Here is a 19,446-nt window from a genome sequence, read left to right as displayed (position 1 = left end):
TATAACTCTGGGGTGGCGCAACGGAATTGTGTGGATCGAGCTCCTGGAAGCTTGGGTGTTTAGGGTCCGGAGAAGCGGGCAGAAGAATGCGGGGAGCTGCTCTGAATAAAGCAGCTCCCCGCATTTATGGAATATTGACGTTCCGGTGTGGATCTACTCGCTCGGCCAGGTTTCCGAAACGGCTTTGCGGGCAGTTTCGAAGTCGACCTGCCGGCCCGCATCGGCCAGCGCCGCCCCCAGAGCCGCGAGCGAGGACTGCACCGCGCCCCGCGTCGCGTCCACACCGTAGTGATTGACCCGGATCATCTCCTTGGACAGCGCACCGCCGCCCGCGATCAGCGGCAGCGAAGGGTCGGCCGCGAGCGCCCGCGCGACCAGCCCGGAGGCATCGACGCCCGCCGGGGCGCGCAGCGTCGTGGCGACCGGTGCCGCGTCTTTCGCCTCGTGCACATACGGCGACAGGCCGCCGCCGAGCGCCACCGCACCCGCACGCGTCGCCGCGGCAGCCGAGGCGTGGCGGGCCGTCAGCGCATCCAGGCCCTCGGACTCGATCCGCTCCACGCAGGCCTCCAGCGCCAGCATCTCCAGCTGGGCGGGGGCGTGCAGCAGCGCCCTGCGGCCGCCGTCGATCCAGCGCTCCTTCCAGTCCAGGAGGGAGAGGTACGAGTGGCGCGGGGCCTGCGGGTTGGCGGCGATCCGCTCCCAGGCCCGCTCGCTCACCGACACCGCCGACACCCCGGCCGGGCCGCCCATCGCCTTCTGCGCGCCGATCACGCAGAGGTCGACCCCCCACACGTCCGGCAGCAGCGGCTCGGCGCCCACCGAGGCGACGGCGTCCAGCATGAACAGCGCCCCGTGCGAACGGACCACCTCGCCGATCTCGGCGACCGGATTGGTGTTGCCGGTCGCCGCCTCCGCGTGCACCAGGGAGACGAAATCGATCTCCGGGTGCTCGGCCAGCGCCCGCGCGACCTGGTCCGCGGTGACCGCCGTGTGGAACGGAACCGCCAGATCGACGACATTGGCACCGCAGTCCCGCAGCCAGTTCCCGAAGGTCTGCCCGTACGGTCCGGTGACGACGTTCAGCGCGGTCGAACCGGGCCGGGCACCGCCCCGGATGCAGCCTTCGAGGGGGAGCAGCGCCTCGCCCTGCATGATGACGACGTCCTGCTCGGTGGCGAGGAGGCCGGCCACCCGCTTCTCGATGGCCGCGAAATGCGCGGCGCTGAGCGGGGCGAGGTCGAGGAAGGGGTGCGTCACAGTGGTGCTCTCTTCGGATCGGGTCGGTGCGCCGCGGTGCTGCGTACGGACAGTGCTTCCGTCGAAGCGTACCCAGGGCGCCGAGCGGTGCCTCGTACAGTGCTGTACATGAGTGATCACAGGGCACCGCAGGTGCTGCACGTGAAGGGGCGGGTGCTCGTCGGTCCCGAGGACGTCCGGGACGAGCTGTGGGTCGTCGACGGGCGGATCTCGTACGGGAGGCCGGCCGGCGCGGACGAGGCGGTGACCGTCACCGGCTGGGCGCTGCCGGGGCTGGTCGACGCCCACTGTCATGTGGGGCTCGACCGCCACGGCCCCGTCGACGCGGCGACCAGCGAGAAGCAGGCCATCGCCGACCGGGAGGCGGGTGCGCTGCTGCTGCGGGACGCGGGTTCGCCCTCCGACACCCGGTGGATCGACGACCGCGAGGACCTGCCGAAGATCATCAGGGCCGGCCGCCACATCGCCAGGCCCCGCCGGTACACCCGGAACTACGCCCACGAGATCGAGCCGGACGAGCTGGTCGCGTACGTCGCTCAGGAGGCGCGCCGCGGCGACGGCTGGGTGAAGCTGGTCGGTGACTGGATCGACCGGGAGGTGGGCGATCTGACCGCCTGCTGGCCGCGCGAGGCGGCCCGGGCGGCCATCGCCGAGGCGCACCGGCTCGGCGCCCGGGTCACCGCGCACTGCTTCGCCGAGGACTCGCTGCGCGATCTCGTCGAGGCCGGGATCGACTGCATCGAGCACGCCACCGGGCTCACCGAGGACACCATTCCGCTCTTTGCCGAGCGCGGTGTCGCGATCGTCCCCACGCTGGTCAACATCGCCACGTTCCCTTCGCTCGCGGCGGGCGGCGACGCCAAGTTCCCCCGCTGGTCGGCCCATATGCGGCGGCTGCACGAGCGGCGCTACGACACCGTGCGCGCCGCGTACGACGCCGGGATTCCGGTCTTCGTCGGCACCGACGCGGGCGGTGTGCTCGCCCATGGACTGGTGGCGGACGAGGTCGCCGAGCTGGTGAAGGCGGGCATCCCGGCGCTGGACGCGCTGTCCGCGACGACCTGGGGTGCGCGTGAGTGGCTCGGGCGGCCGGTGCTGGAGGAGGGCGCCCCGGCGGACCTGATGGTGTACGACGAGGACCCGCGGGCGGACGTACGGGTGCTGGCGGGGCCGCGACGGGTGGTGCTGAACGGGCGGGTGGTCGGCTGAGGGACGGGCGGCTCACGGGTCAGGCCTCCCGACCGGGGTGTGCCGTGTTGACAGGCGGTTACCGAATCCCCGCCGTGTCGTTCAAGCACTTCTGCGCGCACCCCGGCGCAGTCAACCTCCGGACCGTACGCGCTCAGTGGATCGGGTGACTCCGAGGAACGAACGTACCGAGATAATCGAATACAAGCGCGGAAACCCCCCTTTGGGGTGAACTCACGTCAGGTGTCTGCCAGTTCACCCTCCGTGCGTAAAGCTTTCGGGGTCGAGGTCACCGGTGCCCGCGATGTCCCCCATTGGACGGCGCCGGTGGCTCCATGTCTCTTGTGGGGGTTCCACCATCTTGAACAGCAACACCTTCCGCCTGGCCGCCCTGGCGGTCGCCGCCGCTCCCGTCGCCCTGCTGGTCGCCGTCCCGGCTCAGGCCGCGACCGCGACCACCACGACCACCGGCGACGGGAAGGCGAGCGCGGTCGTGCTCCGTACCGCACTCGACGTCTCGCTCCTGAACAAGACGATCGATGTGCCGCTCAAGGCCACGCTCAACGAAGTGCAGGCACCCGCCAGCGCCGGCAAGACCGCGCTGAGCGTGCGGCTCGACGGGGTGGACAGCGGACGGCCGTTCAGCGTGCTGAGCGCCGATGTGGCAACCGCGAAGGCGACCGTCGGCAAGCACAGGGCCGAGGGCTACAGCAATCTGGCGAAGGCCCGGATCCACGTGCCCGGACTGCGGCTGCTCTCACTGATCGAGGTCGAGAAGGTCACCTCCAAGGCGGTCTGCGAGGTGGGCAGGAAGCCGGTCGCCGAGTCGAACGTGCTGGGGCATGTGTCGGTCCTCGGCAAGCGGATCACCCTCACCGCGGGCGGCACCACGCAAGTGAAGGTGCCGGGCATCGGCGAGGTGACCCTCGACCTGTCGAAGACGCACACCACCTCGCGCACCGCAGCGGCGGCCGCGCTTCAGCTGAAGGTCTCCGTCAACCCGCTCAAGTTGAATGTCGCCGATGTGCAGGGCGAGGTCACGCTCGCCGAGGCGACCTGCGAGACGCCGAAGGCCACCGAGCCGGGCGGCGGCAACAACGGCGGTACGAGCAACGGCGGTACGAGCAACGGCGGTACGAGCAGCGGAGGGTCCAGCAGCGGAGGGTCCAGCGACGGAGGGTCCAGCGACGGAGGGTCCAGCAACGGCGGTACGAGTGCCGGAGGCGCCTCCGGCAGCGGTGGCTCCAGCGACGGCGGCAGCACCTCCGGCAACGGCGGCAGCACGTCCGGCAGTTCCTCCGGTTCCGCGGGCGGTGGTGACGGCGGTGATGTGAAGCCCCAGACCGGCACCGGCCACGCCCCGGCCGTCGACTCCAGCCTCGCGGAGACGGGCGGCAGCTCCACGACGCCGTACATCGCGGGCGGCGCGGCCCTGCTGCTGGCGGTGGGCGCCGGGGTGATGGTCGTGGCCAGGCGGCGCGCCCAGGGCTGACCCTCCGCAAGGCCCGAGTAGGGGGGGTGACCGGGGCCAGGAGGGGAGAGGGGAGCGGCGTTCGCGTGATGGAACGCCGCTCCCCGTGAGTCCCGTCGGTGTCAGTGTGCGACCGCGGTCAGCGTCTGCAGCGCCTGGTCGAGTGCCTGAAGGAAGCGGTTGGTCGTCGCACGGTCGCGTACCGCCAGCCGCAGCCACTGCGGATCGAGCCCCGGAAAGGTGTCTCCACGCCGCGCCGCGAACCCCAGCGCCCGCAACCGCTCCCGTACCTCGACGGCCCCCTCCAACCGCACCAGGACGAACGACCCCTCGGCCGGCTCCGCCACCCGCACTTCGGTGAACTCCCGTAGCCCCGCCACCAGATGGGCCCGGTCCACCGCGATCCGGTCCGCCGCGGCGGCCGCCTCGGTCAGGGCCCGCGGCTCCATGCACGCCTCGGCCGCCGCCAGAGCCGGGGACGACACCGGCCACAGCGGCTGTGCCTCCTCCAGTGCGCGGACGGTCTCCGGGGCGGCCAGTACGTATCCGATCCGCAGCCCCGCGAGCCCCCAGGTCTTGGTGAGGCTGCGCAGCACCACGAGCCCCGGGATGTCCGTACGCCCGCACAGCGCCTCGCGCTCGCCCGGCACCGCGTCCATGAATGCTTCGTCGACCACCAACGTCCGCCCGGGGCAAGCCAGTTTCTCCAGCACGGCCGCAGGATGCAGGACCGACGTGGGGTTGGTCGGATTGCCGACCACCACCAGATCCGCGTCCTCGGGCACGGCCGCCGGGTCCAGCCGGAAACCGTCCTCGGCCCGCAGCAGCACCCGCCGCACCTCGTGCCCGGCCGCGCGCAGCGCCGACTCGGGCTCGGTGAACTGTGGATGGATCACGACCGGACGACGGGCCGGAAGCGCCCGTGCGATCAGCACGAACGCCTCCGCCGCACCCGCCGTCAGCAGCACGCGCTCCACCGGCAGCCCGTGCCGGGCCGCCACCGCCGCCTGTGCCGGACGGCCGTCCGGGTAGGCGGCGAGCGTGCCCAGCGACGCGGCGATCCGCGCCCTCAGCCACGCCGGCGGCGTATCGGCCCGTACGTTGACGGCGAGATCGGTCAGATCACGGTCCCGTCCCCGTACCTCCGCGTCACCGTGGTGCCGCAGGTCGTGCGTGTTCGCGCCCGTCGCATCGGGACATTCAGTGGGAGTGTGCATGACCGCCGTGGGAGTGGTGATGGTGGCCGTCGTCGTCGGGGTGGAAGTGCGGCTGCTGCGGCAACCCCACCTTGTCCTCGAAGCCGGGCAGCGAGATCCGGTACACGCATGAGTCGCAGTTCATCCGCAGATCGCCCTTGACAGCCTCTCGGTAGCGCTCCATGACCAGGTCGTACAATTCCTCGGCCGCACCGATGACTTGGGCCGAGCGGACATCGAGCTCCGGGTGGGCGGCGGCCCACTCCTCGGTCTGATGACGCACCCGGTCCGGCAGGATGCCGGTGAAGAGGAAGTACGGCAGAACGACTATGCGCCCGGCACCCAGCTTCACGCAACGGTCGAGACCGGCCGGTACGTCCGGCGCCGCGAGCGAGACGAACGCCGTCTCCACCCCCGCGTAACCACGGCCCTCCCAGAACAGCCGCGCCGCCTTGTGCACCTCGGCGTTGGCGTCCGGGTCGGTCGAACCGCGCCCGACCAGCAGCACCGTCACCTCGGACCGGTCGGTGTCGCCCAGCACCGCGTCGACCCGGCGCTCCAGCACCTTCAGCAGCGCCGGGTGCGGGCCGAGCGGACGGCCGTAGGTGTACGAGATACCGGGGTGGCGCTCCTTCTCACGGGCCAGCGCCGCCGGAATGTCCCCCTTGGCGTGTCCGGCGGACACCAGCATCAGCGGCACCGCGGCGAAGCGTTCGACGCCGCGCTCGACCAGCTCGGTCACGGCGTCGCCCAGCGGCGGCGGGGACAGCTCGATGAAGCCGCCCGCGACCGGCAGTTCGGGGTGGCGGTCGCCCAGCTCGGTCACGAAGTCGCGGAAGGCCGCGGCGCCGCCCTCGTCCCTGGTGCCGTGGCCGGCGATGAGCAGTGCGGGCTGGGTGGACGGGGTGGTCACAGGTTCTCCTCGGTGTTCGTGGGAGGTATGGGGTGGTACAGCAGGGCGTTGAGCGCGGCGGCGGCGACCGCTGATCCGCCCTTCTCGGACACATTGCTCACGGCGGGCAGCCCGCTCTCGCGCAGCGCCGCCTTCGACTCGGTCGCGCCGACGAAACCGACCGGCAGCCCGATGACGAGCGCGGGCGCGGCATCGAGGACGAGCAGCTCCTCCAGCGCGGTGGGCGCATTGCCGATCACCCAGATCGCACCGGGCCCGACCTGCTCGTACGCGAGCCGGATCGCATGTGCCGAACGCGTCAGCCCGGGGCCGGACCTGGCCTCCTTCAGACAGCACACGGTCTCGCGGCGGGTGATGCCCGCCGCGACCATCTCCACATCGGTGACGACCGGCGCACCGGCGTGCAGCGCCGCATGGGCGACGACGAGCGACGCCTCGTCACAGACCAGGTCCGTCGCGTACTCCAGATCCGCCGCGGAGTGGATGACCCGCTCCACGACGGCCCGGGTCAGCGGTGCGAAGTGCGAGGTGTCCAGGCGGGCGCGCAGCCGCCGGAACGACTCCTGCTCGATGGGGTGAACGGTCCTCTCCCAGGGCCGGTTCACTCCGCTCCTCCCTGGGCCGGGACCGTGGCGGCCGACTGCCAGCGGTAGCCGCGCGGTGTCACCATGCGGCCCGCGATCTCCCGGGTGGCCGTGTTGCCGACGGTTACGACCGTCATCATGTCCACCGTCGCCGGGTCCAGACCGGCGAGCGAGGTCACCCGGCTGCTCTCGTCCGGGCGCGAGGCATTGCGTACGACACCGACCGGTGTCGCCGGTTCCCGGTGCTCGGCCAGGATCGACAGGGCCTTCGGGAGCTGCCAGTCACGGCCCCGGCTGCGCGGGTTGTAGAACGTCACGATGATGTCGGCCTCGGCCGCGGCCCGTACCCGGCGCTCGATGACCTCCCACGGCGTGTGCAGATCGGAGAGGCTGATCGACACATGGTCGTGGCCCAGCGGGGCGCCCAGGATCGCCGCAGCCGCCAGCGCGGCCGTCACACCCGGCACACCCACCACATCGATATCGGCGTCGGCCTCGGCGAGCGCGGGCGACGCCATCGCGTACACGCCCGCGTCACCGCTGCCGATCAACGCCACCGCATGCCCCTTGCGCGCCTCGGCGACCGCCGTACGGGCCCGCTCCTCCTCGGCGCCGAGCCCCGACTCCAGGATCGTGGTGCCGGGCCGCAGCAGGTCCCTGATCTGGTCGACGTACTGATCGAGCCCGACCAGCACCGAGGCCCGCCGCAGTTCCTCGCGGGCCCTCGGAGTCAGCAGATCGCGCGCGCCCGGGCCGAGACCGACGACGGCCAGGCGCCCGCGCGGGCTGCGGCGCACCACCGCACAGGTGACCATCGCCGCCCGCCCCTCGGGCGCCGACTTCCGCTTCGGTACGAGGAGTTCGCCTCCCGCGGCGAGTGCGGCGGCCTCCGCCACGGACGGCGTTTTGACGGCGGCGAGCGGCGCGCCGGACGGATTGGGCACCTCGATACGGGCCAGCTCCTCGGCGGCGTACGTCCGCAGCGGTACGCCGAACTGCGAGGCCGCGGCGACGATCCCCGGCTCGTTGGCCTTTGCCGCCACCGTCACCAACTCCGCGACGCTCAGCGGCGAGAGCCCGGCCTCGCGCAAGGTGTCCCGGACCAGTCCGACGACCTCATCGGTCGGTGCGTCCTTGGAAGCGCCGACCCCGACGGCGAGCGAAGCGGGCCGCAACACGGCTGCCTGCGAGCCGAGTTCCACGATCCGGTCGGTGACATGCAGCAACGCCGGGCCCTCGGCGCCAAGAGACACATTCGACGGCATCGGCGGCAACGGCCACACCGCATCCGCCCGCAGCCCCACCGGAGCTCCGTCGAGCATCGCGCGCGACACCCCCGCCACGTCTCCCTCCACCGGGAGGCCCAGCATGTCCAGCCCCGGCACCCCCGCCGCGTCCGTCGCCGTCGTCACGACCGGCGCCGCGCCCAGCACGTCGGCGACCGCCCCGGCCAGCGCGTTCGCCCCGCCGGCGTGCCCGCCGAGCAGCGCCACCGCATGGCGCCCCGCCTCGTCGACACAGACGACACCCGGGTCCGAGGACTTGTCCGACAGCACCGGCGCGAGCAGCCGCACCACGGCCCCCGTAGCCAGGAAACACACCAGCTGCTCGCACTCGGCGAACGCCCGCTGCACGGCCTCGCGCACCGGTCCCTCGTAGACCACGGTGCGGCCGGGCCAGGCCGCGGCCAGCCGGTCGCGGGCGACAGTGCCCGCCGCCGTGGCGGAGATCAGGCCGATCACTGGGTTGCTCCTTCACTCGCACGAGCCGCGGGGCGGGTGCCCCACAGCAGAAAGACCGGGTTGGTCGCGGCGAGCCGCGTCACCTCACCGGGCAGCGGCGCCAGCCGGGAGGACTGCAACAGCACACCCTCGGGCACGAACCCGGCACCGGCCAGCGCCGCACGCACCTCGGGCACCCGGTCCAGCGCCGCCAGCACCACCACCACCGAGCGCCGCGCCCGCCGGGCGCACGCCGTCACGATGGCGGGCAACTCACGCCCACCACCCCCGATGAACACCGCGTCCGGATCGCCCAGACCGTCGAGCACGGCGGGCGCGGAGCCGTGCACCGCGCGCACGTACACCCCGTGCGCGGCAGCGTTCGCCCTGATCCGCTCGACCCCGTCCGAGGTCTTCTCCACGGCGACGGCGGCCGCGCCGAGCCGCGCGCACTCCACCGCCACCGAACCCGAACCCGCACCGATGTCCCACACCAGGTCACCGGTGCGCGGTCCCAGCCGGGCCAGTGCCAGTGCCCGCACCTCGAACTTGGTGATCATCGAGTCGCGGTGCTCGAACTCCGTCTCGTCCAGCGCCCACAGGCCGGGCCCGGCGGGCGCTCCCGCGACGGTCCGTACCGGGGACAGGACCCGGGACTCGTCCAGACACAGCACCACACTCACCGGATCCGGCCAGTCGCGGGCCACCGCCTCGGCGGGCGTCAGCCGCTCGACGCGCTCCCGTTCCGGATCTCCCAGCGCCGTCGCGACGACCAGGGTGCGCCCCTCGGCTCCGTGCGCCAGCCCGGCCGCCAGTTCCGCTGGCCCGGCGCCGGGCCCGGTCAGGACGGCCACCTTCGGGTGCGCCAGACACACGTTCACCGCGGTCCGCGAGCCGCGGCCGTGCGCACTGACCACGACCGCGTCGTCCCACGCCAGACCGAGCCGGGCGAACGCGACCGCGACGGACGGCGCACCCGGCCGCACATCGAGCGCACCCGCCCCGAAACGCTCCGCCAGCGCCCGTACGATCCCGAAGAACCCGGGGTCGCCGGAGGCCAGCACGACCACGCGCGCCCCGTCCTCGGGCATCTGCTCCGCCACACGGTCGAGCGCGGGCGCCAACGGACCGAGCACGATGCGCTCGACCCGCTCCGGCAGCCGGGCGGCTTCCAGATGACGCCGGGCGCCGACCACCAGCGTGGCCACGGCCAGTGCCTCCCGGGCCCCGGGACCGAGCGGCTCGCCCGTCCCCGTACCGAAGACCCGGATCACGAGCCGGACCGCTGGGCGCGCAGCTGGGCCCGCGCCGCCTTGTCGGCCTTGCGGAAACCGTGGAAGTGCCCCGGATGGTAGAGGTGCGAACGCGTCCCCGAAGCCGAAAGCGCCGGCCCGACCAGGAAGAGGGTGTGTTTCCAGAGCTTGTGCTCCTTGACCGTCTCCTCCAGGGTCCCGATCGTGCAGTGCAGGATCAGCTCCTGCGGCCAGGTCGCCTGGTACGCGATCACGACCGGCGTCGATGTCGGATAGCCGCCCTCCAGCAGCTCCTGGGTGAGCTGGCCGGACCGGGCGGCCGACAGGAACAGCGCCATCGTCGTGCCGTGGCGCGCGAATTCCCGTACCTCCTCACCCGGCGGCATCGGCGTCTTGCCGCCACCGAGACGGGTCAGGATCACGGACTGCGCGACCTCCGGAATCGTCAGCTCCCGCTGCGCGATCGCCGCGACCGCCGAGAACGACGACACCCCCGGCACGATCTCGACCGCGACTCCCAGCGCGGCACACCGGTCGACCTGCTCCTGCGTGCCGCCCCACAGCGCCGGGTCACCGGAGTGGATACGGGCCACCTTCAGCCCCTCGGCGCCCGCGCGTTCGTACACGGCGACGACCTGCTCCAGCGACATCTGCGCCGAGTCGAGGATCTCCGCGCCCTCCCGAGCATGCTCCAGAACCTCCTCCTGCACCAGGCTCGCCGCCCAGATGACGATGTCGGCATCCGCGATGGCCCGCGCCGCCCGGAAGGTCAGCAGGTCGGCGGCGCCCGGGCCGGCACCGACGAACGTCACCTTGCCGTGGGCGGGCGCGGCGACCGGGCCGGCTGCGTCGACTGCTTCGGACATGGGACGGAGTCCTTTCGGAGAACGGGACAGATGACAGGACAGAAGATCGGGACGAATGGCGCAGGGCGCGGTGAGGTGCGCGTGCCGGCTTCAATCGGCCGGCAAGAGCGCATGGTGGTGTTCGTCGCGGTCGGCGCGTTCCTGATGACCCCGGCCGGCGGCCGGGTCGCCCAACGCGTCACCGACCGCCGCCACCTGGCGCTCGGCTTCTTCGGCTTCTTCGGCGGCGCGCTGCTCCGCCTCGCCGCCGAGATCCTCCCCGAGGCACACCACGAACGCCCGGCCCGCTCCGCACTGCTGTGCACGGTGGCCGGGGTGGGCTTCATCCGGCTGGCGGCGGGCATCGCGGACCGACCACCACGCCGCACCCGGGAACCTCACAATTTCCCACCCCGCCCGCCGTCGCGCGGCGCGGGCGCGATCAGCGTCGACAGATACGGCAACGGCTCCTCGGCCAGCTCCGCCGCCGGCCGTATCGACTCCTCGGGCAGCCCGAGCGCCGAACCCCACACCGCGTCCTCGATGCGCCCCGTCTCACGCAGTGCCGCGGCCACCTCCGCGGCCAGCCGCCCGAACTTGTACGCGACGACCGTCCCGGGACCTTCGAGCGCCGCCTTGAGCACCGCGGCCCCGGCGGTCACCGGCACCAGCGTCAACGGTTCCGTGCCCTCCGTCAGCACCGCACCGCTGCGCGCGGCCAGATCCTGCATGGCCGTAATCCCCGGCACGGTCTCCACGGCCGTCCCCGGCAGCAACTCACCGATGGTGTGCGCGAGATACGTGAACGTCGAGTACACATTGGGGTCGCCGATCGTCGCGAACGCCACCGAACCGTGCGTACGCAGCAGCTTCGCGACCCGCTCACCCGCCGCGTCCCACGCGGCCTCGCGGCGCGCCCGGTCCGTCCGCTCGTTGAGCGCGAACACCACACGCACGACCTTGTCGGCCGCCACGTAATGCAGCACGGTCGCCTCGGCCCGCCCCCGCTCACCGGTGTCCAACACCGGTACGACGACGACCGCGGCATCACGCAGCGCGTTCACACCCTTGACGGTCACCAGCTCCGGGTCGCCCGGCCCGACACCGACGCCGACCAGCCTGCTCGTACCGTGACCGTGGTTCATCCCTTGCACCTCTCAACGAATCGGCGGGCCATACCGGGCGCCGAGGCCCAATGCGTATGCAGATAACTCGCGTGCACACCCTGCTGTACGAACCCCTCCACGCGCCGCTCCGGCTGATGCAGGCCCCACGCCGGTTCGGCTCCGGCGCCCGGCTCCAGCACGGTCCGGTGGAACTCGTGCCCGCGCACCCGCGTCCCGGGCGCCGCCAGCACACTGTCGGAGACCGCCACGGCCTCCCGGTAGCCGAGCGTCAGCCGCTCGGACATCCGCCCCTCGGCATCGAGGACCCCGCACATCGGCAGCCCGTCGAGCGAACGCGCCAGATACAGCAGCCCCGCACACTCGGCGGCCGCCGGAGCCCCGGAACCCACCAGCTCGACAACGGCCTTGCGCAGCGCCGCGTTGGCGGACAGCTCGGAGGCGTACACCTCCGGAAACCCCCCACCGATGACCAGCCCCCGGGTGCCCTCCGGCAATGCCTCGTCCCGCAACGGATCGAACGGCACGACCTCGGCCCCGGCGGCGGCAAGCAGCTCGCTGTGCTCGGCATAGGAAAACGTGAACGCGGCCCCGGCCGCAACGGCGACGACCGGAGAGCCCAAGCCCGGCTCCTCCGTCCCATCTGCCCCTGCCGCTCCAACCGCCCCCACCGCATCCCACGCACCCGCACCCAACTCGGGCGCAGACCCGGCCAGCGCCATCAGCGCCTCCAGATCGCACCCCGCCACCACCTGCGCCCGCATGGCCGCGACAGCGGCCACCGCGTCGCCCCGCCGCTCGGCCACCGGCACCAATCCCAGATGCCGCGATGGCACTGCCGCCTGCTCGGCCCGCCGCAACACCCCCAGCACCGGCACACCCGACTCGTCCAACGCCTCCCGCAACAGCACCTCGTGCCGCTGGGAGCCGACCTTGTTCAGAATCACCCCACCGATCCGCACCTGCGGATCCCACGACGCGAAACCGTGCACCAGCGCGGCCACGGACCGCGACTGCGACGACGCGTCGACGACCAGCACCACAGGCGCCCGCAGCAGCTTCGCGACGTGCGCGGTCGACGCCAGCTCGCCCTGCCCGACCTGTCGCCCGCCGCCACCCTGCCCGAGCGCTTCGCGCCCTGTTTGAATTCCGGCCCCGTCGTACAGCCCCATCACGCCCTCGACGACCGCCAGATCGCAGCCACGCGCCCCATGCGCGAACAGCGGAGCGACCAGCTCGGGACCGCACATGTACGCGTCGAGATTGCGCCCCGGCCGCCCCGTGGCCAGCGTGTGATAGCCGGGATCGATGTAGTCGGGCCCGACCTTGTGCGCGGACACGGCGAGACCCCGCCCCGCGAAGGCCGCCATCAGCCCCGTGGCCACGGTCGTCTTGCCGCTCCCCGACGAGGGCGCGGCGATCACCAGACGCGGAACGTTCACCGCGGACCCCTCACCATTCGATGCCCCGCTGACCCTTCTGACCGGCATCCATCGGGTGCTTGACCTTCGACATGTCGGTCACCAGGTCGGCGGCGTCCACCAGCTCCTCAGGCGCGTTGCGCCCGGTGATGACCACATGCTGCGTACCAGGACGGCTCCGCAGCACCTCGATCACCTCGTCGGTGTCCACCCACCCCCAGTGCATCGGGTACGCGAACTCGTCCAGGACGTACAGCCGGTACGTCTCGGCGGCCAGGTCACGCTTGACCTGCTCCCAGCCCTCCCGCGCCGCCTCCTCGTTGTTCAGCTGCTTGTCGCGCTGCACCCACGACCAGCCCTCGCCCATCTTGTGCCAGGCGACGGAACCGCCCTCACCGCTCGCCCCGAGGACCTTCAGCGCGTTCTCCTCGCCGACCTTCCACTTCGCCGACTTGACGAACTGGAAGACGCCGATGGGCCACCCCTGATTCCAGGCGCGCAACGCGAGCCCGAAGGCCGCCGTCGACTTCCCCTTCCCGATGCCCGTGTGCACCACCAGCAGCGGACGGTTGCGGCGCTGACGGGTGGTGAGCCCGTCGTCCGGCACGTTGGTCGGCTGTCCCTGAGGCATTACGCGACCCTCCTGCCGACTGACTGAACGTCCCTGACGAGCCCGGCGATCGAGTCGGCCCGCAGTTCGTCCAGCGTGACGGCGGTGCCCCCGAGATCGCGCGCGAGGCTTCCCGCGAGCCCGAGTCGTACGGGCCCCGACTCGCAGTCCACGACGACGGACGCGGTGCCCTCGACCTCGTGCAGCCGCGCAGCCCGCGACGCCAGCGCCACCGGTTCGGGCCCCCCGGTCGCCCGTCCGTCGGTCACCACGACCAGCAACGGCCGCCGCGACGGATCACGCAGCCGCTCCACCCGCAGCACGTCATGGGCCTTCAACAGCCCGGCCGCGACGGGGGTACGCCCACCGGTCGGCAGCATCTCCAGCCGCGCCGCCGCGGCGTCCACCGACGACGTCGGCGGCAGCACCACCTCGGCGTCCTTGCCCCGGAAGGTGATCAGCCCGACCTTGTCCCGCCGCTGATACGCGTCCAGCAGCAGCGAAAGGACCGCTCCCTTCACGGCACTCATCCGCTGCCGGGCAGCCATCGACCCGGACGCGTCCACCACGAAGAGAACGAGGTTCCCCTCACGCCCCTCCCGGGTGGCCTGCCGCAGATCGTCCCTCCGGACCACCAGCCCCCGCCCGGAACGCCCCCGTGCCCGCTGATGCGGGGCGGCGGCCTGCACGGTCGCCGCCAGATGCAGCTTGGTCAGGGCACCCTGCGGACGCTGCGCACCGGTCGTACGCCCGTGCTCGGTACGCGCCCGGGACCGCCGCCCCGCGGCGCCCTCGCCCAGACCCGGCACGCTCAGCATCTTCGTACGGAACGGCTCGCCGGCGCGTACGGGCTGCTGCTCACCGGCCCCGGAAGACTGCCGGCCCTGCCCCTGCTCGGGCACGGACTGCGCGGGCGTGTCGCCCGCCTCGCCCTCGGGCTGCGGCGGCGTGTCGGGCCCGTCGCCCTGCGGGGGTCGGCCGCCGCCACCGGGGCCGTCCGGGTCCGGGTCGTCGTCCTCGCCGCTGTTCTGCTCCAGCGTGTCGTCGAGCTTGTCCTCGTCCAGACCCGGCGCGTCGAACGGATTGCGCCGGCGCCGGTGGGGGAGCGCGAGCAGGGCGGCCTGCCGCACGTCCTCGGCGAGCACATCCGTACGTCCCGCCCACGCGGCCAGGGCGGTGGCCGTCCGTGCCATCACGATGTCCGCGCGCATCCCGTCGACCTCGAAGGCCGCGCAGGTGGCTGCGATCTGCCGCAACGCCCCGTCCCCGAGACGCACTTCGGGAAGCAGTGCACGCGCGGCAACGATCCGGTCCCGCAACGCGCCTTCCTCGTCGGCCCACTCGGCGGCGAAACCCGCAGGATCGTCGTCGTACGCGAGACGCCGCCGCACGACCTCGACCCGCAGATCGGACTCGCGGGACGCGGCAACCTCGACGGTCAGCCCGAACCGGTCCAGAAGCTGAGGTCGCAACTCACCCTCTTCGGGGTTCATGGTCCCGACCAGCAGGAAACGCGCCGCGTGCCGTACGGACACACCCTCGCGCTCGACGTACGAGGCGCCCATGGCGGCCGCGTCCAGCAACAGGTCCACGAGGTGGTCGTGGAGGAGATTGACCTCGTCGACGTAGAGAATCCCGCGATGCGCATCGGCGAGCAGCCCCGGCTCGAACGCCTTCACGCCCTCGGCGAGCGCCCGCTCGATGTCGAGCGCCCCCACGAGGCGGTCCTCGGACGCGCCGACGGGCAGCTCGACCGTGCGCGCGTCCCGCGACACGCCGAGTCCGGCCTCGTGGGGGCCGTCCGGACACACCGGATCGGGCGAGGCCGGGTCGCACGAGAACCGGCACCCGGAGACGACCGGAACCTCCGGCATCAGCGCGGCCAGCGCGCGCACGGCGGTGGACTTCGCGGTGCCCTTCTCGCCACGCACCAGCACCCCGCCGACGGCCGGCGAGACGGCATTGAGCAGCAGCCCGAGCCGGAGATCGTCCTGCCCGACGATGGCGGTGAAGGGGTAGGGGGTACTCACGCGCTGATCACTCCTCCGGGTGATTCATGCCAGGTCACCATGGGCTCCGGCTGTCGAGCTGCAATGGTCAAGACGTGCTCCCCGCCGATGCGGGGGTGGTCCGAACGTCGACACGCGGGAACACGACCTGGTCGACTGCTCCCCGCCGACGCGGGGATTCCAGAGGAGGCAGTCACTCGCCTCCCTCCAGATCTCCCTCAAGTTCGAGGTAGGTCGCCCGGAGCCGGTCCAGGGTCTCCTGGTCCGGTTCCGCCCACAGCCCGCGCTCCGCCGCCTCCAGCAGCCGCTCCGAAATCCCGCGCAGCGCCCAGGGGTTGGACTTCTGCATGAACTCCCGGTTCTCCGGGTCGAAGACGTACTCCGCCGACAACTTCTCGTACATCCAGTCGTCGACGACCCCCGCCGTGGCGTCGTACCCGAAGAGGTAGTCCACGGTCGCGGCCATCTCGAACGCGCCCTTGTAGCCATGCCGCCGCATGGCCGCCATCCAGCGCGGGTTCACGACCCGCGCGCGGAAGACTCTGTGCGTCTCCTCGCCGAGTGTCCGCGTCTTCACCTGCTCGGGCGTGGCGCTGTCACCGACATACGCCTCAGGGCTCTCGCCAGTCAGATGCCGGACCATGGCCACCATGCCGCCGTGGTACTGGAAATAGTCATCCGCATCGTGGATGTCGTGTTCCCTCGTATCCACGTTCTTCGCCGCCACCGCGATCCGCCGGAACGCCGTTTCCATGTCCCCGCGCGCCGACCGCCCGTCGAGCCCGCGCCCGTACGCGTAACCGCCCCAGACCGCGTACACCTCGGCCAGATCCGCGTCCGACCGCCAGTTCCGCGCGTCGATCAGCGGCAGCAGCCCCGCCCCGTACGCCCCCGGCTTCGACCCGAAGATGCGTGCCGTGGCCCGGCGACGGTCGCCGTGCTCCGCCGTGTCCTCGTCGGCGTGCGCCCGTACGTAGTTGTCGTCGGTGGGCTCGTCCAGCTCCGCCACCGTCCGTACCGCGTCGTCGATCAGCCCCACCACGTGCGGGAACGCATCGCGGAAGAACCCGGAGATCCGCACGGTCACATCGATGCGCGGGCGTCCCAGCTCGCTCGGCGGGACGACCTCGAACCCGGTCACCCGCCGCGACGCGTCGTCCCACACCGGCCGGCAGCCGAGCAACGCGAGGATCTCCGCGATGTCGTCGCCCTGTGTACGCATGGCGGAGGTGCCCCACACGGTCAGGCCGACCGACTTCGGGTAGTCGCCCGTGTCGGCGAGGTACCGGGCGATCAGCGAGTCGGCGAGCGACTGCCCGACCTCCCACGACAGCCGGGACGGAATCGCCTTCGGGTCGACCGAGTAGAAGTTGCGCCCGGTCGGCAGCACGTTGACGAGACCGCGCGTGGGCGAACCCGACGGACCCGCCGGTACGAAGCCGCCGTCCAGCGCCCGCAGAATGTGGCCGATCTCGTCCGTCGTCCGGGCCAGCCGCGGTACGACCTCTTCGCATGCGAAGCCCAACACGGCCACAGCGTCCGGAAGTTCGAAGCCCAGCACATCCCGTACCAGCCCCGCCGCAGCCGTGACGTCCCAGCCGCGCTCCTCCATGCCTTCCGCGAGCCTGCGGCACAGCTGCTCCAGCAGATCGATCGCATCGGCACCGGTGCGCGCCGGACCGTCGACCAGCTCGGTCAGCTCGACGGGAACCTTCACCGCGGCGCCGGGCTCGGCCAGCAACTCCTTCTCGCTCAGCCCGAAGTGTTCGGCGATCGAGGCCCGCAGCCCCGGCAGCGCGTTCGCCGTTCCGCCCCACACCTGGGAGGCACGCAGCACGGCCAGCACCAGGTTGACCCGCGCCTCGTCGACCGGGCCGCCACCGAGGATGTGCAGGCCGTCCCGGATCTGGACGTCCTTGATCTCGCAGAGGTAGCCGTCGATGTGCATGACGAACGAGTCGAAGTCGTCGTCGCCGGGCTGCTCGTCGACATGGAGGTCGTGGTGCAGCTCGGCGGCCTTCACCAGCGTCCAGATCTGTGCCCGCACCGACGGAGCCTTCGTCGGGTCGAGATCGCTGACCAGCGCGTACTCATCGAGCAGCTGTTCCAGCTTGGCCAGGTCGCCATAGGTGTCGGCACGCGCCATCGGCGGCACCAGATGGTCCACCACCGTTGCGTGCCCACGTCGCTTGGCCTGGGTGCCCTCACCCGGGTCGTTGACGATGAACGGGTAGATCAGCGGCAGTTCGCCGAGTACGGCATCGGGGCCGCAACCGGCGGACAGACCGAGGCCCTTGCCCGGCAGCCACTCCATCGTGCCGTGCTTGCCCATGTGGACGACGGCATCCGCGCCGAAGGAGTTCTCCAGCCAGCGGTACGTCGCCATGTAGTGGTGCGACGGCGGCATGTCCGGGTCGTGGTAGATCGCGATCGGGTTCTCGCCGAAGCCGCGCGGCGGCTGGATCAGCACCACCACATTCCCGAACCGGAGCGAGGCGAGGACGATGTCGTCCCCGTCCACGTACAACGAGCCCGGCGGCTCGCCCCAGTGCTCCAGCATCGAGTCGCGCAGCTCCGGCTCCAGCTTGTCGAACCAGGCCCGGTAGTCGGCGAGCGGCACGCGCGCGGGGGCTGCCGCGAGCTGTTCCTCGGTCAGCCACTCGACGTCGTGGCCACCGGCGTTGATGAGACGGTGGATGAGCTCGTCGCCGTTGTCGGGGTAGCCGTCGACTCCGTAACCGGCGTCGCGCAGGGCATCCAGGACCCGTACCGCCGATGCGGGCGTGTCCAGGCCGACGGCGTTGCCGACGCGGGAGTGCTTGGTCGGGTAGGCGGTGAAGACGAGGGCGAGCTTCTTCTCGGCGTTCGTCCTGTGCTTGAGAACGGCGTGGCGCACCGCGATCCCGGCGACGCGCGCGGCGCGCTCGGGGTCGGCGCGGTACACCGGTACGTCGTCGGGGCCCTGCTCCTTGTAGGAGAACGGGACGGTGATCAGCCGGCCGTCGAACTCGGGGATCGCGACCTGCATCGCCGCGTCCATGGGGGAGAGCGCGGCGTCCGACGCCTCCCACGCGGCGCGCGAGGAGGTCAGGCACAGGCCCTGAAGCACCGGGATGTTCAGATCGGCGAGCGCACCGATGTCCCAGGCCTCGTCGTCGCCCCCGGCGGAGGCGTCCGACGCACGGGTGCCGCCTGCCGCGAGAACCGTGGCGACCAGGGCGTCGGCCCTGCCGAGCAGCTCGTACAGACCGGGGTCCGCGCCGCGCAGCGAACCGCAGTACACGGGCAGGGCGTTGGCGCCGCGCGCCTCGACGGCGTCGCAGAGGACGTCCACGAACGAGGTGTTCCCGGACAGCTGGTGCGCCCGGTAGAAGAGCACGCCGACGGTCGGGCGGCCCTCGATGAACTCGCGGCTGCCGTGCAGGCCCCAGTCGGGCATCTTCTGCGGCTCGGCGAAGCCGTGGCCGGTCAGCAGGACGGTGTCGGAGAGGAAGCGGGCCAGTTCGACGAGGTTTCCGGGGCCGCCCTCCACGAGGTAGCGCAGCGCCTCGGCGACGACACCGGCGGGTACGGACGACTCGGCCATCAGTTCCGCGTCCGGCACGGCCTCGCCGCCCAGCAGCACGGTCGGGACGCCGGACGCCCTGAGGACGGCCAGCCCGTCCTCCCAGGCGCGCTTGCCGCCGAGGAGGCGGACGACGGCGACGGAAGAACCCTCGATCAGTGCGGGGAGCTCCTCGTGGGCGTCGATGCGGGTGGGATTGCCGATCCGGTACGGCGCGCCACAGGCGCGGGCGGCGAGGAGGTCCGTGTCGGCGGTCGACAGCAACAGCACGGTGCTCATAGAGGCG

General features: G+C 72.0%; 13 protein-coding genes and 2 pseudogenes. 3 read left to right on the top strand and 12 right to left on the bottom strand.

The annotated features are described in order from the left end of the window. Positions 1–153: 153 nt before the first annotated feature. The gene (locus tag ACZ3IC_RS27605) at positions 154–1,260 is read right to left on the bottom strand and encodes a pyridoxal-phosphate-dependent aminotransferase family protein (RefSeq protein WP_467420369.1); all 1,107 of its coding nucleotides are present in this window, start codon (positions 1,258–1,260) and stop codon (positions 154–156) included. 132 nt (positions 1,261–1,392) lie between these two features. On the opposite strand from ACZ3IC_RS27605, the gene ACZ3IC_RS27600 reads away from it, so the two are divergent. Both ACZ3IC_RS27600 and ACZ3IC_RS27595 read left to right on the top strand, forming a co-directional pair. Further along, positions 1,393–2,469, top strand: coding sequence for an amidohydrolase family protein (locus tag ACZ3IC_RS27600; RefSeq protein ID WP_467420402.1), 1,077 nt, complete (start codon positions 1,393–1,395; stop codon positions 2,467–2,469). Between the two features lie 340 nt (positions 2,470–2,809). Then, positions 2,810–3,940 carry an SCO1860 family LAETG-anchored protein gene (locus ACZ3IC_RS27595; protein WP_467420366.1) on the top strand — a complete coding sequence of 377 codons (1,131 nt, stop codon included), beginning with the start codon at positions 2,810–2,812 and terminating at the stop codon, positions 3,938–3,940. Positions 3,941–4,041: 101 nt separating this feature from the next. Here ACZ3IC_RS27595 and cobC read toward each other — a convergent pair. The 6 genes and pseudogenes from cobC to cobM form a co-directional block, all read right to left on the bottom strand. Continuing rightward, positions 4,042–5,088, bottom strand: a pseudogene (gene cobC / locus ACZ3IC_RS27590) (Rv2231c family pyridoxal phosphate-dependent protein CobC); the annotation flags it as partial. A 31-nt stretch (positions 5,089–5,119) separates the two neighbouring features. Continuing rightward, the gene (locus ACZ3IC_RS27585; protein ID WP_467420364.1) at positions 5,120–6,028 is read right to left on the bottom strand and encodes a sirohydrochlorin chelatase; all 909 of its coding nucleotides are present in this window, start codon (positions 6,026–6,028) and stop codon (positions 5,120–5,122) included. Then, positions 6,025–6,633, bottom strand: coding sequence for a precorrin-8X methylmutase (locus ACZ3IC_RS27580; RefSeq protein WP_467420362.1), 609 nt, complete (start codon positions 6,631–6,633; stop codon positions 6,025–6,027). The genes ACZ3IC_RS27585 and ACZ3IC_RS27580 overlap by 4 nt, the downstream gene beginning before the upstream one ends. Next, a complete protein-coding gene (cobJ, locus tag ACZ3IC_RS27575; protein ID WP_467420359.1) occupies positions 6,630–8,354 on the bottom strand; it encodes a precorrin-3B C(17)-methyltransferase in 1,725 nt (574 codons plus the stop codon). The genes ACZ3IC_RS27580 and cobJ overlap by 4 nt, the downstream gene beginning before the upstream one ends. Continuing rightward, complete coding sequence (gene cbiE / locus ACZ3IC_RS27570) at positions 8,351–9,607, bottom strand: precorrin-6y C5,15-methyltransferase (decarboxylating) subunit CbiE (RefSeq protein WP_467420357.1); 1,257 nt, start codon at positions 9,605–9,607, stop codon at positions 8,351–8,353. Before cbiE ends, cobJ begins: the two co-directional genes overlap by 4 nt. Next, positions 9,604–10,452: a precorrin-4 C(11)-methyltransferase gene (gene cobM / locus ACZ3IC_RS27565; protein WP_467420355.1), complete on the bottom strand. Its 849-nt coding sequence runs from the start codon at positions 10,450–10,452 to the stop codon at positions 9,604–9,606. Before cobM ends, cbiE begins: the two co-directional genes overlap by 4 nt. A 210-nt stretch (positions 10,453–10,662) precedes the next feature. Between cobM and ACZ3IC_RS27560 the strand changes: the two are divergent. Further along, positions 10,663–10,800 (top strand): annotated as a pseudogene (locus ACZ3IC_RS27560) (ZIP family metal transporter); the annotation flags it as partial. 29 nt (positions 10,801–10,829) lie between these two features. Here ACZ3IC_RS27560 and cobI read toward each other — a convergent pair. From cobI to cobN, 5 genes are all read right to left on the bottom strand, one after another. Beyond that, on the bottom strand, positions 10,830–11,576 hold the full coding sequence (cobI, locus tag ACZ3IC_RS27555; protein WP_467420353.1) for a precorrin-2 C(20)-methyltransferase: 747 nt from the start codon (positions 11,574–11,576) through the stop codon (positions 10,830–10,832). Beyond that, a complete protein-coding gene (locus ACZ3IC_RS27550; RefSeq protein WP_467420351.1) occupies positions 11,573–13,045 on the bottom strand; it encodes a cobyrinate a,c-diamide synthase in 1,473 nt (490 codons plus the stop codon). The genes cobI and ACZ3IC_RS27550 overlap by 4 nt, the downstream gene beginning before the upstream one ends. Next, the gene (cobO, locus tag ACZ3IC_RS27545) at positions 13,008–13,607 is read right to left on the bottom strand and encodes a cob(I)yrinic acid a,c-diamide adenosyltransferase (protein ID WP_467420350.1); all 600 of its coding nucleotides are present in this window, start codon (positions 13,605–13,607) and stop codon (positions 13,008–13,010) included. Before cobO ends, ACZ3IC_RS27550 begins: the two co-directional genes overlap by 38 nt. After that, complete coding sequence (locus tag ACZ3IC_RS27540; RefSeq protein ID WP_467420349.1) at positions 13,607–15,616, bottom strand: putative cobaltochelatase; 2,010 nt, start codon at positions 15,614–15,616, stop codon at positions 13,607–13,609. Before ACZ3IC_RS27540 ends, cobO begins: the two co-directional genes overlap by 1 nt. 172 nt (positions 15,617–15,788) lie before the next feature. Further along, positions 15,789–19,439, bottom strand: coding sequence for a cobaltochelatase subunit CobN (cobN, locus tag ACZ3IC_RS27535; RefSeq protein ID WP_467420399.1), 3,651 nt, complete (start codon positions 19,437–19,439; stop codon positions 15,789–15,791). Between the last annotated feature and the right edge of the window lie 7 nt (positions 19,440–19,446).

The sequence above is a fragment of the Streptomyces sp. NPDC002958 genome (genome assembly GCF_055563255.1).
Note: the sequence above shows the minus strand (reverse complement) of the source record. Positions and strands in the feature narration are given on the sequence as shown.

Bases quoted from the DNA above. Each gene is read 5' to 3' on its own strand.
- ACZ3IC_RS27550 (WP_467420351.1), bottom strand. From the start codon at position 13,045: ATGCCGGTCAGAAGGGTCAGCGGGGCATCGAATGGTGAGGGGTCCGCG.
- cobO (WP_467420350.1), bottom strand. From the start codon at position 13,607: ATGCCTCAGGGACAGCCGACCAACGTGCCGGACGACGGGCTCACCACC.
- cobN (WP_467420399.1), bottom strand. From the start codon at position 19,439: ATGAGCACCGTGCTGTTGCTGTCGACCGCCGACACGGACCTCCTCGCC.
- cobM (WP_467420355.1), bottom strand. From the start codon at position 10,452: ATGTCCGAAGCAGTCGACGCAGCCGGCCCGGTCGCCGCGCCCGCCCAC.
- cobI (WP_467420353.1), bottom strand. From the start codon at position 11,576: ATGAACCACGGTCACGGTACGAGCAGGCTGGTCGGCGTCGGTGTCGGG.